This is a genomic window from Caballeronia sp. 11_S32, assembly GCF_056930355.1.
Genome location: NZ_JBXOWH010000004.1, coordinates 669,255 through 683,224 on the forward strand (window position 1 = coordinate 669,255; position 13,970 = coordinate 683,224).

Below are 13,970 nucleotides of genomic sequence, written 5' to 3' on the forward strand. Positions count from 1 at the left end.
AACGAGATGCGTATCGGCTTTATTGGTCTCGGCCACATGGGCGGTCCGATGGCCGCGAACCTGCTCAAAGCGGGGCACGCGGTCACCGCGTTCGATCTCGTGCCCGCCGCGCTCGAAGCCGCGAAAGCGGCGGGCGCGTCGCTCGCCGCCTCGCCGCGCGCGGCGGCTGAAGGCGCGGAAGTCGTCATCACGATGCTTCCCGCGGCGCAGCATGTGAAGGCGGTCTATTTGAACGATGACGGCGTGCTCGCCGGTGTGGCGAAAGGCGTGCCGCTCGTCGACAGCAGCACGATCGATCCGGCGACGGCGAAACTCATCGGCGAAGCGGCGGCGAAGCAGGGCAATCCGTTCGCGGATGCGCCGGTGTCGGGCGGTGTCGTCGGTGCGCAGGCGGGCACACTGACCTTCATGGTCGGCGCCGACGAAGCGCTCTTCGAGACGCTGCGCCCGGTGTTGTCCGGCATGGGCAAGAACATGGTGCGCTGCGGCGAAACCGGCACGGGCCAGATCGCGAAGATCTGCAATAACCTGCTGCTCGGGATTTCCATGATCGGCGTCGCGGAGGCGATGAAGTTGGGAGAAACCCTCGGCATCGATCCGACGAAACTCGCGAGCATCGTCAATACATCGACGGGACGTTGCTGGAGCTCGGATACGTGTAATCCCTATCCGGGCATCGTCGAAACCGCGCCTGCTTCGCGCGGGTATTCGGGCGGCTTTGGTGCGGATCTGATGCTGAAAGATCTCGGCCTCGCCGTCGATGCGGCGCGCGGCGCGAAGCAGCCGGTTTTCATGGGCGCGCTGGCACAACAGTTGTATCAGTCGATGAGCCAGCAGGGATTCGGCGGACTCGATTTCTCAGGCATCATCAAGCTGTACGCGAAGAACTGAAGCTCGCAAAATAAATCAAATAAGAGATTAATTCGGCACGCGCGCGCGTGCCGAATTCAAGGGTCGGATATAACTGCTTTATTCAGTTGCGCTGCACAATGCCGTGCGTGTACTCCATCGCTGATAAAGACTATCGGGAATACGATGATTCGCTTTCCCGAAAATTGTCCTATTCTGAAAGCACGACGCCCGTCTGCCGTTCATACAGAACGCTCCGGTTGCGCCACGGTGCAGGTAGAACGCCCGTCGTTTTCGGGCAATCAGATGAGGAGTACGCGATGCAAGTAACACGTCACTTAAATATGGAATTGCGGCACGCCACGGTGCCGACTTATGTAGCCAGCTATTTCTTCCCGTTGCTCCTTTTGGCATACGAAGCTTGGCGAGTGGGTTCCTGGGTCGCGGTGAACGGCTTCAACTTCCTGAACTTCAACTCGATGGGTTATGAGTTCGCGTTGATGATTGCCGTGTTTTGCATGCAGATCATCGTGGAAGTCGCGTTCCTCGCGGGTGCCGTTCTGACGAGGCATAAGGACGTCGGCCATCGGCTGGCCAATCTTTTGCTCGGGCTTTTCTGCTCGATGGTGGTGCTGGGCTTCGACCTCGCGCTGCAATATGGCTTGAGCGGGAGCTGATTCGTAGCGTTTTTTAATTGATTCGGAAGACGAAACGCCGGTTGCCTGCAACCGGCGTTTTGTTTTGGCAGCTTTAACAGCCCGCCGCGCTCGGCAGCGCGGGCGGCGTTTCGGACCGTTCCTCGTAGCACTTTCTATCCGCATCCTTCAGCGCGCTTCGCAAGCCTTCTTCCACCACCGGATGATAGAAGGGCAGCTTGAGCGCTTCGTCCAGCGTGAGCTCGAGTTGCAATGCCCAGGCGAGCAGATGCCCGATGTGCTCCATCGCCGGGCCGCAGCCTTGCGCGCCGCGCAGCTTGCCGGTTTTCGCATCGGCGTAGACATGCAGCAGGCCGCGATTCTGCCGCATCACGCGGCTTCGGCCCTGGTTCTCGAAACACACTTCGCCGGTCACCGTCATCTGCTTGTCGAGATCGTCGTACGATGCGCCGACGCTCACCACCTGCGGTTCGCTGAACACGATGGAAAAGGGCACCTTGCGCCTGATCGTCTGCACGTTGGGGAAGCGCGCGGCGTTGTCGCCGGCGAGCTTGCCTTCGTCGGCCGCGTCGTGAAGCCACGGGCGCGTGCCGTCGCAATCGCCCGCGATGAAAATCGCGCTTTTGCCGCACTGCATCGTGGTTTCGTCGAATAGCGGAACGCCCTTTTTGTTCAGCTCGATCCCCGCCTTATCGAGCGCGAGCGGCTTCAGATTCGGCGCGCGGCCCGTCGCGGCGAGCACGAGATCGAAGCGCTCGACATGCGCGCACCCGTCCGGCGAGGTGAAACGCAGCGTGGGTTGGCCATCCTCCAGCGCCATCGCTTCGAACTTCGCGTCGGGATCGAAGTAGAACTCGTCGGCGAGCGCGGCGGTGAGCGTGTCGCGCACGGGTGTGTCGGTGAGCGCCGCGACGCGGCCGCCCTTGCCGAACATGAAGATGTCGACACCGAGCCGCGCGAGCGCCTGTCCGAGTTCCAGCGCGATCGGCCCCGCGCCGAACACCGCGACGCGCTTCGGCAGCGTGCGCAGTTCGAACAGATCGTCGCTCGTGATGAGCTTGTCGCCGAACACCTTCAGCTCGCCGGGCACGACGGGCGCCGCGCCCGCCGCGATCACGATGCTTTTCGCCTCGACGCGCGTATCGTCGCCGACGACGAGCCGCGTCGGCGCTTCGAAGCGCGCTTGTCCGCAGAGCAGCATGCCGCCGGGAAGCGCTCCCACTTCGTCGAGCACGCCCTTGACGAAGTAGTCGCGTTCGCGCCGCACATAGTCGAGCACGCGCGCGTAGTCCGCTTCGAGCGCATGCGTACCTTCGATGCCGCGTGGTGCGAGCGCCTGGGCATCGTGCAAGCCATTGGCCGCCGCGAGCAGCAGCTTCGAGGGCATGCAGCCGACGCGCGCGCAGGTCGTGCCGAGCTCGCCGCTTTCGATCAGCACCGCGCTCACGCCCGCGACCCGCGCCGCGCGAAACGCGGCCATGCCCGCGGTGCCCGCGCCGATCACGGCGACGTCCACCTTGATTTCGTTCATCCCGTTCACCGTTCGATTCGTGTTGCGCGCGAGATCAGCCGTTGTCCGCGAATCCCGGATAGAGCGTCATGCCGCCGTCGACGAAAAGCGTCGTGCCGACGACGTAATCGCTATCGTCCGACGCGAGCCACACCGCCGCGCGGCCAATGTCCTCGACCTCGCCGACGCGCCCGTAGGGAACCAGCGTCAACAACTTGTCGAGCTTCTCCTGCGTGTCCCACGTTTCCCTGTTGATCGGCGTGCGGATCGCGCCGGGCGCGATGCCGTTCACGCGGATGCGCAGCGGCGCGACTTCCTGCGCAATGGTCTTCATCATCATCTGAATGCCGCCCTTCGACGCCGCGTAGTTCACGTGTCCCGCCCACGGAATGACTTCGTGGACCGAACTCATGCAGATGATCTTGCCGAGCGCCTTCGACACGTCGCGCATGCCGCGCCGCTCGAACTCGCGCACCGCGCGCTGCGCCGTGAGAAATTGCCCGGTGAGATTCGTTTCGATGACGGTCTTCCAGTCCGCGAGCGTGAGCGCGGTGAGCTTCGCGTCCTTCTGCAAGCCCGAGTTCGCGACGACAATATCGACGGTCCCGTAGCGCTTCACGACGGCATCGAACATCGCGTCGACCTGCGTTTCATCGGACACGTCCGCGCCGACGGCGAACGCGTCGCCGCCTTTCGCGGTGATCGCGGCGGCGAGCTTTTCGGCGGGTTCCGCGTGCGAGTGATAGTTGATGGCGACGTGCGCGCCCGCATCGGCCAGCGCGCTCGCGACGCCCGTGCCGATGCCCGAGCTCGCGCCCGTCACGAGCGCGATCTGCCCTGCGAGGGGGTTGTGCATGTCCGTTCTCGTGTGAGGGTTCCCGTGCGCGCCGCAAGATGCGCGCCCGGCGGAGCTCACGCGCCGGGCAGCCCCTGATACACCTCCGCGTACTTGAGCGCCGCCGCTTCCCAGCCGAAGTTCTGGCCCATCGCGCGCTTGACGACGGTCTTCCATTCCGTGCGCCGCGCCTTGAGCGCGAAGGCCCGACGGATCGCGCCGACAATGCCCGCGCGATCGAAGGTATCGAAGACGAAGCCGGTCGCGAGGTCGTCGGCGAGATTTTCGAGCGACGAGTCGACGACGGTGTCGGCCAGACCGCCCACGCGATGCACGAGCGGCGGCGAGCCGTATGCGAGCGCGTAGAGCTGCGTCAGGCCGCACGGCTCGAAGCGCGACGGCACCATCACGACATCGCTGCCCGCGATGATCGAATGCGACAGCGCCTCGTCGAAACCGAGCTCGACCGCGACCGCGCCCGGATGCGCCGCCGCTGCGTTCTTCATGCCGGTTTCGAGCGCCGGGTCGCCGGTGCCGAGCACGACGAGCTGCCCGCCGCGCTGCACGATATCCGGCACGGCCGAGAGCAGCAGATCGAGCCCCTTCTGCTCGGTCAGCCGGCTGACTACGCCGAAGAGCAGCGCGTCGTCCTCGCGCGCGAGGCCCATGCGCTCCTGCAGCGCCGCCTTGCATTTGGACTTGCCCGACACTTTCGAGGCGGTGTATTTCGCCGCGATGGTTTCATCGGCCGAAGGACTCCAGATCGAGTAATCGACGCCGTTCAGAATGCCCGTGATGTCGTACGTGCGCGTCTGCAGGAGGCCGTGCAAGCCGGCGCCGTGCGCCTGCGTCTGGATTTCGCGCGCGTAGGTCGGGCTCACCGTCGTGATGCGGTCGGCGTAATAGAGGCCCGCCTTCAGGAACGAGACGTGACCGTAGAACTCCACGCCTTCCACCGCGTAGAAATCGGCGGGCAGCTGCAGCGCGCCGAACTCCGACGCGGCAAACGTGCCCTGATACGCGAGGTTGTGCACGGTCATCACGCTGCCGACCTTCGCCGCGCCACCGCGCTGGAACGCGCGCAAGTACGCCGGCGCGAGCCCCGCGTGCCAGTCGTGCGCGTGCACGATATTCGGCTTCCACGATGGATCCGCGCCCGTCGCGATGCGCGCCGCGGCCCAGCCGAGCAGCGCGAAGCGGCGGTCGTTGTCGGCGTAAGGGCGATGCCCGCTATCGAGATATGGATTGCCCGGACGGTCGTAGAACCGGTCCGCGCGCACCACATACACGACGACGCCGTGCGGTTGCAAGACGCCGCGCTCGAGCTTCACGTTGCCCGCGCCGAACGCGCCGCCGAGATCGGCGACGGGCTCGAGGTCCGCGAGGCCCGCGAGCACGGCGGGAAAGCCCGGCAGCACGACGCGCGCGTCCGTGCCCAGTTGCGATTGCGCGGGCGGCAGCGCGCCGACCACATCGGCGAGGCCGCCGGTTTTCAACAGCGGAAACATTTCTGCTGCGGCATGCAGCACGCATACGGTCATCGGCGCTCCCGTCGATTGATTTTGGTGTCGATGTCTACCGCTGCGACAGACGCGCCAGCGCGTCGCGCGTAATGAGCGTCACGCCGGATTCCGTGCGGAAGAAACGCTCGGCGTCGTCGTCCGGATCCTCGCCGACCACGAGCCCCTCGGGCACCGTGCACCCGCGGTCGATCACGACGCGCTGCAGCCTGCAACTCGGCCCGATGGTCACCTGCGGCAGCACGACCGCCTCATTGATGTTGCAGAACGAATGCACCCGCACCGCCGACGAAAACACGGACTTCGACACCTGCGACCCCGAAATCACGCAGCCGCCGCACACGAGCAGATTCGTGATCGCGCCTTGCTGGCCGTTCAGGTCGCGCACGAACTTGCCGGGCGGCAGTTGTTCCTGGTTGGTCCAGATCGGCCATTTGCGGTCATACAAATCGAGCTCCGGAATCGTCGATGCGAGATCGAGATTCGCGGCCCAGTACGCATCCACGGTGCCGACGTCGCGCCAGTACGCGGGCGCGTCGGGATCGCTGCTCGACGTCACGCACGACATGCCGAACGGATGCGCGATGGCTTTGCCCGTCGTCACGACGCGCGGAATGATGTCTTTGCCGAAGTCGTGGTCCGTGTTCGATGTCTCGATGTTCTCCTGCAGCATGTCGTAGAGATACTTCGCGCTGAACACGTAAATGCCCATGCTCGCGAGCGCGATGTCGGGCTTGCCGGGCATCGCGGGCGGATCGGCGGGCTTTTCGAGGAAGTCGGTGACGCGGCGGTTTTCATCGACGTGCATCACGCCGAACGCGACCGCATCCATGCGCGGCACCTCGATGCAGCCGACTGTGCAGTCCGCGCCGCTCTCCACATGGTCGAGCACCATGCGGGTGTAATCCATCTTGTAGATGTGATCGCCCGCCAGCACGATGACGAACTCCGGCCCGATCGAGCGGACGATGTCCAGGTTCTGGTAGACGGCGTCGGCGGTGCCGCGATACCAGCTCGAATCCACTCGCTGCTGCGCCGGCCAGATATCGATGAACTCGTTGAACTCGCCGCGCAGGAAACCCCAGCCGCGCTGCAGATGGCGGATGAGCGAGTGCGCCTTGTATTGCGTGACGACGGCGATGCGGCGGATGCCGGAATTGAGGCAGTTGGACAGCGCGAAGTCGACGATGCGGTACTTGCCGCCGAAGTGGACGGCCGGCTTCACGCGCTTGTCGGTGAGCGGGCCGAGGCGGGTGCCGCGCCCGCCGGCGAGGACGATTGCGAGGGTCGACTTCTGCAAATCGGTGCGATTCTTGGACAGCGTCTCCATGCCAGCCTCCTGATTTGACCTGCGACTATTGATGTCTTGCCGTGTGTTCGTCCTCGTATGCCTGTTTCGTACGATGCGTGCGGCGCGTGTGGCCAGGTTGGCGCCGCGCGTTTTCGTCGTTGAAGCATTATCCGGCGCGCGTTCAAATTCGTGTACTGAAGTCGCTCGTTTTTTTCGCCGGATGCTGCATGGGGATCGGCCGGTGCGGATGGCGCAAGCCGCGTGCCGAACGCGAACGGCCGTGCCGTGCATGATGCGGGAAAGCGCCGCGGTGTTGCAGCCGCGCGACCTTTTGGGCTTCTATCGATCGCATCGCTCGACAAAATGCGTCCGCGCAATTTATAACGAGCACGCCATGCCGCAGTGCGTCGAGGCGCGGCACAATACGAAGGTTGTCATGCGCGTGAAGGGGCGCCTGCGGGCGTTCTTCCACGAACGCGGCGGGCGCGCTGCGCTGCACGACTCACTGCTAGCCAAACGTTTTACCTGACCGGACACGATCAATCGGGAATCAGAACATGAACAACGTCCTGAGCATTCAATCGCATGTGGTGTTCGGCCATGCGGGCAACAGCGCGGCAGTCTTCCCGATGCGGCGTCTCGGCGTCAACGTCTGGCCGCTCAACACGGTGCAGTTCTCGAATCACACGCAATACGGCCGCTGGACCGGCAGCGCGTTCGACGCCGAGGAGCTTCAGAACGTGATCGAGGGCATCGGCGCGATCGGCGTGCTCGCGCGCTGCAACGCGGTGCTGTCCGGCTATCTCGGCGCACCGGAGCAGGGCCGCGCGGTCGTCGAGATCGTGAAGATGGTGAAGGCGGTGAATCCGCGCGCGCTCTATTTCTGCGATCCGGTGATGGGCCAGACAGGCGGCTGCACGGTCGCGGCCGGCATCGAGGATTTCCTCGTCACGACGATGCCCGAAATCGCCGATGCGATCATGCCCAACCACGTCGAGCTGGAGAAGTTCGTCGGGCGCACCATCGAAACCGTAGAGGAAGCCGTCGATGCGTGCCGGGAAGTGATCGCGCGCGGCCCGCGCATCGTGCTCGTGAAGCATCTGCTCGATCGCAACAGCCGCGCCGACACCTTCAACATGCTCGCCGTGACGCCGACCGAAGCGTGGTTCGCGCAGCGCCCGCTCTATCCGTTCGCGCGCCAGCCGGTGGGCGTCGGCGATCTGACGAGCGCGGTGTTCGTCGCGCGCACCTTGCAGGGCGATTCGTTGCGCAACGCGCTCGAGCACACGCTCGCGGCGGTCAATGCCGTCGTCAGGGCGACTTACGATGCGGGGCGCTACGAGCTGGAGATCGTCGCGTCGCAGGACGAAATCGCGAAGCCGACCGACCGGTTCCCCGCCATCCGCGTGACCGGCACGGAACTCGTCAGGGGCGGTTAATCCGTTTCCATTAGCCCGAAGCGCCAGGACAAGCGGCGCGTCGCCGCGAGCAGCGCACGCGCGAGGGGGCCGTCCGCGGCGCTGTCGAAGCCGCCCGCCGAGCCGATCAGCGCGATCACGAGGCACACGCTGCCGGTGTGATCGAACACGGGCGCGGCCAGCGTATGGATGCCGGGCACCGGCGCGCCGAGCGCCGTGTCAAGGCCGCGTTGCCTGATTTCATCGAGCCGTGCGCGAAACGCGGCATCCAGTTCCGCAACCGGCTGCGCGCCCGCGAGCCGGATGCCGTCCTGGGCCATCAGGCTCGCGAGCATGTCGGCGGGCAGATAGGCGGCGTACACCCGTCCGATCGCCGTATTCACGAGCGACATCGCTGTGCCGACGCGCAAGCTCACGTGCTGAGGCCGCGCCGATTCCTCCAGCCGGATCACGGTCGGGCCGAGCGGCCCGAGCGCAGCGGCGGCGACCGTCATCGACGTGCTCGCCGCCAGCGCGACGATCTCGGCTTCGGCGTCGCGGATCGGCGAAAGCCGCTGCAGCGCGATGAGCCCGAGCTCGCGGCTCAACTGACCCGCGTGGAAAAGGCCCGCGTCGTCGCGCGCGAGCAGCCCGACCTTGACGAGACTCACCAGATGCGCGAACGCCTTCGCGGGCGGCATGCCGGCGGCGGCGGCGAGGTCGCGCAGCGTGAGCGGCTTGCCCGCCGCGACCAGCGCGCGCAAGAGTTCGCCCGTCGCGTCGAGCGCGTTGATGCCGCGCTGCGGCCTCGTGTCTTCTTCGAACGTCGTCATGGAAGCAGTCCGGTTATGTCGCGTGCGGCGTCCCCGAGTGCCCGGGCGAGCGGGCCGTCCCAGCCGACGTCGCACAGCCCGGTCGGGCCGATGGCCGTCAGCGCGAGCTGCATCCGATGCGCGCCGTCGAACACCGGCACGCTCATGCTGCTGACACCCGGACTCGGCGCATCGACGCTGCGTTCGATGCCGCGCGCACGGATAGCCTCGATGCGCGCGGCCATATCGGGCTCGTCGGCTTCCTGCTGATGCGCGAGCATGGCGGCGACGCGGGCTTCGTCGTCGAAAGCGCGAAACACGCGGCCCGTCGACGTCGCCGAGAGCGACATCACCGTGCCGACGTGCAGATTCACATGCAACGGATAACCGCCGCGCTCGTATCGCACGATGGTGGGCCCTTGCGGCCCGGCGACGCTCACCGCGACGCTCATGCCCGTCGCGAGCGCAAGCGCCGAAACGCACGGCGCGGCCGCGCGATACGCCGGCTGATGTTCCAGATTCAACAGGCCGAGCCTGAGCGAAAGCGGGCCCGGCTCGTAGTTGCCGGTGAGCGCGTCGCGCTTGACGAGCCCGAGCCGCGTGAGGCTCACGAGATACGTGTGCGCCTGCGCGGTCGACAGTCCGGCGGCGTCCGCGAGTGCGCTCAATGCGAGCGGCTCGCGGCGCGCGGCAAGCGCCGCGAGCAGGCGCGCGCCGACTTCCACGCTCTGGACGCCGCGCTGCTTTTTTTCTTCGCCGGATTCAGAATGAACCAAGAGCACTCCGCGATTGATAAAAAGTAAACGAGTGGCAGATGTTAGCCGAGCCGGAACCCTCCGACGAAGCGATTCGGTATTTACCCGTAATTTGCAAATAGCAAGCTCGCTTGCTGTTGACAAAAATCGGCGTCGCGCCGATCATCCACCCATCCCCACGAGAATGGAAGCGAGACACGACCATGGCAAAGGCATTCGCATCGCAGGCCGATCTGGAAGAGAAGAAGATCACCTTCACGCAGCTCTCCGAAAACGCGTACGCGTACACGGCGGAGGGCGACCCGAACTCCGGCGTGATCATCGGCGATGACGGCGTATTGATCGTCGATACGACCGCCACGCCGGCGATGGCGCAGGACCTCATCGCAAAGATCCGCAGCGTCACCGACAAGCCGATCAAGTACGTCGTGCTGTCGCATTACCACGCGGTGCGCGTGCTGGGCGCGTCGGCGTATTTCGAGGAAGGCGCGCAGCAGGTCATCGCGAGCCGCGGCACGTATGAAATGATCGTCGAGCGCGGCGAGCAGGACATGAAATCGGAGATCGAGCGCTTTCCGCGTCTGTTCGCCGGTGTCGAGACGGTGCCCGGACTCACGTGGCCGACGCTCGTCTTCGAGAAGGAAATCACGTTGTGGCTCGGCAAGCTCGAAGTGAAGATCGCGCATCTCGGCTCGGGCCATACGAAGGGCGACACGGTCGTCTGGCTGCCGTCGCAGAAAGTGCTGTTCTCGGGCGATCTCGTCGAATACGACGCCGCCTGCTATTGCGGCGATGCGCAACTCGAAGAATGGCCCGCGACGCTCGAAGCGCTGCGCGCGCTGAAGGCGGAGAAGCTCGTGCCGGGGCGTGGCCCCGCGCTGCTGTCGCCGGCCGAGGTGGACAAGGGCCTCGACTACACGAAGGACTTCGTCACGACGCTGCTGCAGGCGGGCCGCGAAGCCGTCGCGGACAAGCTCGACCTGAAAGGCTCGATGGCGCACACGCGCAAGTCGATGGATCCGAAGTTCGGCCACGTCTTCATCTACGAGCACTGCCTGCCGTTCGACGTCTCGCGCGCCTACGACGAAGCGAGCGGCATCAAGCATCCGCGCATCTGGACGGCTCAGCGCGACAAGGACATGTGGGCCGCCTTGCAGGACTGACGTTCGTCTCTCGCGGCACGTACTGAAACGCGCCGCGCTTTCTTCTCTGTTCTCTTCAGGCAAAAGGCGCGATCAAGACGCCGGCCTTCTCACGCCCATCTGGAGCGAGACATGTCGAAGTCGATCGGTACGGCGGCGCTCAGCCCGAGCGCCTCCGCGGAGCAGCACGCCCTGTCGGACGATGCGCTGTTCCACAAAGTCGCGTGGCGCATCATTCCGTTTCTGTTCCTGTGCTACGTGGTGTCGTTTCTGGACCGCATCAATATTGGCTTCGCGCAGTTGCAGATGAAGCACGATCTCGGCTTCTCCGATGCGATGTACGGCCTCGGCGCCGCCGTGTTTTACGTGGGCTATGTGCTCTTCGAGGTGCCGAGCAATCTGCTGCTTGCGAAGTTCGGCGCGCGCCGCACGTTCACGCGCATCATGCTGCTGTGGGGCGCGGCCTCCGTCGGCATGATGTTCGTGTCGACGCCCGGCCACTTCTATCTGCTGCGCTTTCTGCTGGGCGTGTTCGAGGCGGGCTTTTTTCCTGGCATCGTGCTCTATCTGACGTACTGGTTTCCGGCGAAACGGCGCGCGGGCGTGATGTCGGTGTTCTTCGCGGGCGTTGCGGTGGCCGGCGTGTTCGGCGGCCTCGTGTCCGGCTGGATCATGCGCGACATGGCGGGCGTCATGGGCCTGCACGGCTGGCAGTGGATGTTCGCGATCGAAGGCGCGCCCGCGGTGCTGCTCGGCGTCATCGCGTTGCGCCTGCTGGTGGATTCGCCGCGCGAGGCGCGCTGGCTTACGCAGGCTGAGCAGGATCGCGTAGTCGAACTGTGCTCGGAATCGAAGGACAGCGCGAAAGACAGCGCGAAAGACAGCGCCGATGCGCACGATCGCCGCGGCCTGCTGGACGCGCTGCGCAATCCGCGCATCTATCTCTTCGCGTTCATCTACTTTTCGCTGACTTGCGCGTCGCTGACGCTGAGTTTCTGGATGCCGCTGATGATTCGCGATTTCGGCATCACCGATGTGATGTCCGTCAGTCTCTACACGGTCGTGCCGAACGCGATCGGCGCGGTGGGGCTGATTTTCATCGCGCGCCATTCGGATCGCGTCGGCGAGCGGCGCAAGCATTTCGCGTGCTGCACGATCGGCGGGGGCATCGCGCTCGCCGCGCTCACGCTGCATTTTCCGAGCTTTCCGGTGATGCTCGCGATCCTCTCGGTCGCGGCCACGCTGATCTTCGCCGCGCTGCCGATTTTCTGGGCCGTGCCCGCGAGCCATCTGCCGGGCAAGAGCGCGGCGGCGGGCATCGCGTTCATCAGCAGCATCGGGATCACGAGCGGGATCGTGAGCCCGTGGGTGATCGGCCAGATCCGCACCGCGACGGGCAGCATGGATCTCGCCGTGCATCTGCTTTCCCTGCTGCTTTTCGCGAGTGGCGCCGCGTTGATGTTCGGGCTGCGCTCCGGCCGTTGAGCGTCAGGCCGCGGCGGACGCCGCGGCCATCGCCTTGAAGTTTTCCGGTGTCGCGAAGGCGAGGTATTCGGCCTGCATGTCGGGCGTGAGGAATTCGAGCATCGTCGAGTTTTCGATCCAGAGCTCGATCACATGGAAGAAGTCGTTGCCGCGCACGCAGCGCACCGCGCGCCAGCCTTCGCGCTCGCCTATCGCGATGACTTCGTCCGCGCTCAGCTTCGTCGCGATGGCCATGTGGAACGCGCTGTACTGCGGGCGCTTCGATGTCTGCGCGCCGTAGCTCACGCTTTCCTCGTGGCCGCCGCCCGGCGTGATGACCTGATCGCTCGGATACACCTCGATGATGCTGCCGCGATCGTCGCCCGCGACCGCCATCCATGCATCGGGAAACGGCGAGAAGGGCGCGGCGAAGCCTTGCCACAGTTCCGCGAGCACCTGCGCGACGTGCTTCGGATCATTGGCGGGAATGGATGCGTGGAAGATCATCGCGGTGGACTCCGATGGAGAGAGGGATGACTGCGCGGCGATGCTTTCATGTACGGCGCATCGATGTCAATTCGCAGTGCTACCGTGTGCCCGGATTCTTGCAGAGTCTATTGATCTGAGTGTTTCGCCATGCGTCAGGACTCAGGGCTTATCCGACAGAAGCAGGCGAAAATCCCGCACGATATTTAAGCCCCCGCCACATACCGCGTTTCATCACACCGACGCAAACGCCGCCAGATCCGCCGCCAGCCGCGCGGCATCGCTCAGGAAGACGCCGTGCGGCGCGCCTTCATAGACGACGAGCCGCGCATCCGGAATCAGGCGCGCCGTGCGTTGCGAAGTCAGTTCGAGCGGATTGGACACGTCGCGGTCGCCCTGCACGATGAGCGTCGGCACGTCGATGTCGCGCAACTCGTTGCGGAAATCGCCGCGGTTCACCGTTTCGTTGCACGCGAAGAGCGCCTGATGCGAAGTGCGCAAGGCCATTTCGCGAATCCAGTCGATCAACGCCTGCGAAGCTTCCGGCCCGGCGAACGGCCGCGCATTTTCAGCGAGCCATTGCGGATAGTCGGTCAGCAGGTCGTGCTGGAAGGCATCGACATAAGCGCGATCGATGCCGTCCGGATTGTCCGGCGTCTTCGCGAGCACCGGCAAGGTCGCTGCGATCAGCGCGAGGCGCGCGACGCGCGCGCTGCCGTGGCGCGTCAGATAGCGCACGGCTTCCGCGCCGCCCATCGAATAGCCGACGAGCGTGATATCGGACAGATCGAGCGCGCCGATCACGGCGGCGAGATCGTCCGCGAGGGTGTCGTAGTCGTAGCCGCTGCCGGGATCGCTCGAACGGCCGTGGCCGCGCCGGTCGAATGCGACGCAGCGAAAGCCCTGTCGCGCGAGCGGCAACATCTGATAGGCCCACATGTCGCCGGGCAGCGAATAGCTGGCGACGAAAACGATCGTCTTGCCGTTGCCGGGCGCGCCTTCGCAATGCCAGTCGCGATAGAAAAGCTCGACGCCGTCAGCCGTGCCGATGAAACCCGGGCGGGCGATTTCTGCGTGATCCCGATGCCGATGCTGATTCGCGGCTATGTCCGTCTCCTTGTCGATGAACAGTGCGAGTGCATCGTCGCAGGACGAAGCGGGCCGGACAATTACGTCGAAGGTAATAGGCCGCGCGCACAAAAAAAAGCCGCCCGGAAAGAGGCGGCGAGAGCGCGTCCGCTTGTGGGCTCGTG

The 13,970-nt window shown here is 65.1% G+C and carries 12 protein-coding genes and 1 pseudogene; 6 read left to right on the plus strand and 7 right to left on the minus strand.

The features are described 5' to 3' along the window. Positions 1-6: 6 nt before the first annotated feature. Positions 7-891, plus strand: a complete 885-nt coding sequence (gene mmsB, locus AC1Z32_RS29155) for a 3-hydroxyisobutyrate dehydrogenase (RefSeq protein WP_483482302.1) — start codon at positions 7-9, stop codon at positions 889-891. Positions 892-998: 107 nt separating this feature from the next. Further along, entirely contained in the window at positions 999-1,526 is a 528-nt protein-coding gene (locus tag AC1Z32_RS29160; RefSeq protein WP_483482303.1) for a hypothetical protein, read from the plus strand. A gap of 73 nt (positions 1,527-1,599) precedes the next feature. Here AC1Z32_RS29160 and AC1Z32_RS29165 read toward each other — a convergent pair whose 3' ends face one another. The 4 genes from AC1Z32_RS29165 to glgC are packed head-to-tail and all read right to left on the minus strand — an operon-like array spanning position 1,600 to position 6,700. Further along, a complete protein-coding gene (locus AC1Z32_RS29165; protein ID WP_483482304.1) occupies positions 1,600-3,036 on the minus strand; it encodes a dihydrolipoyl dehydrogenase in 1,437 nt (478 codons plus the stop codon). A 34-nt stretch (positions 3,037-3,070) separates the two neighbouring features. Beyond that, positions 3,071-3,871, minus strand: a complete 801-nt coding sequence (locus tag AC1Z32_RS29170) for an SDR family oxidoreductase (RefSeq protein WP_483482305.1) — start codon at positions 3,869-3,871, stop codon at positions 3,071-3,073. 56 nt (positions 3,872-3,927) lie between these two features. After that, the gene (gene glgA / locus AC1Z32_RS29175; protein ID WP_483482306.1) at positions 3,928-5,391 is read right to left on the minus strand and encodes a glycogen synthase GlgA; all 1,464 of its coding nucleotides are present in this window, start codon (positions 5,389-5,391) and stop codon (positions 3,928-3,930) included. A gap of 34 nt (positions 5,392-5,425) precedes the next feature. Continuing rightward, positions 5,426-6,700: a glucose-1-phosphate adenylyltransferase gene (gene glgC / locus AC1Z32_RS29180; protein WP_483482307.1), complete on the minus strand. Its 1,275-nt coding sequence runs from the start codon at positions 6,698-6,700 to the stop codon at positions 5,426-5,428. Between the two features lie 250 nt (positions 6,701-6,950). On the opposite strand from glgC, the gene AC1Z32_RS29185 reads away from it, so the two are divergent. Continuing rightward, positions 6,951-7,190 (plus strand): hypothetical protein, encoded by a 240-nt coding sequence (locus AC1Z32_RS29185; RefSeq protein ID WP_483482308.1) that lies wholly within the window; start codon positions 6,951-6,953, stop codon positions 7,188-7,190. 28 nt (positions 7,191-7,218) lie between these two features. Next, positions 7,219-8,100 carry a pyridoxal kinase PdxY gene (pdxY, locus tag AC1Z32_RS29190; RefSeq protein WP_483482309.1) on the plus strand — a complete coding sequence of 294 codons (882 nt, stop codon included), beginning with the start codon at positions 7,219-7,221 and terminating at the stop codon, positions 8,098-8,100. On the opposite strand, the pseudogene AC1Z32_RS29195 reads toward pdxY, so the two are convergent. Further along, positions 8,097-9,652: pseudogene (locus tag AC1Z32_RS29195) on the minus strand (IclR family transcriptional regulator). The gene pdxY and the pseudogene AC1Z32_RS29195 sit on opposite strands and share 4 nt — an antisense overlap. A 176-nt stretch (positions 9,653-9,828) precedes the next feature. Here AC1Z32_RS29195 and AC1Z32_RS29200 point away from each other — a divergent pair. Continuing rightward, complete coding sequence (locus tag AC1Z32_RS29200; protein WP_062604091.1) at positions 9,829-10,788, plus strand: MBL fold metallo-hydrolase; 960 nt, start codon at positions 9,829-9,831, stop codon at positions 10,786-10,788. Positions 10,789-10,899: 111 nt separating this feature from the next. Further along, positions 10,900-12,252, plus strand: coding sequence for an MFS transporter (locus AC1Z32_RS29205; RefSeq protein WP_483482310.1), 1,353 nt, complete (start codon positions 10,900-10,902; stop codon positions 12,250-12,252). A 3-nt stretch (positions 12,253-12,255) separates the two neighbouring features. Here the strand turns inward: AC1Z32_RS29205 and AC1Z32_RS29210 are convergent, their stop codons facing one another. Together AC1Z32_RS29210 and AC1Z32_RS29215 are read right to left on the minus strand one after the other, a co-directional pair. Next, the gene (locus AC1Z32_RS29210; protein WP_483482311.1) at positions 12,256-12,738 is read right to left on the minus strand and encodes a hypothetical protein; all 483 of its coding nucleotides are present in this window, start codon (positions 12,736-12,738) and stop codon (positions 12,256-12,258) included. A gap of 213 nt (positions 12,739-12,951) precedes the next feature. Next, positions 12,952-13,917 (minus strand): alpha/beta fold hydrolase, encoded by a 966-nt coding sequence (locus tag AC1Z32_RS29215; protein ID WP_483482312.1) that lies wholly within the window; start codon positions 13,915-13,917, stop codon positions 12,952-12,954. Positions 13,918-13,970: the final 53 nt, after the last annotated feature.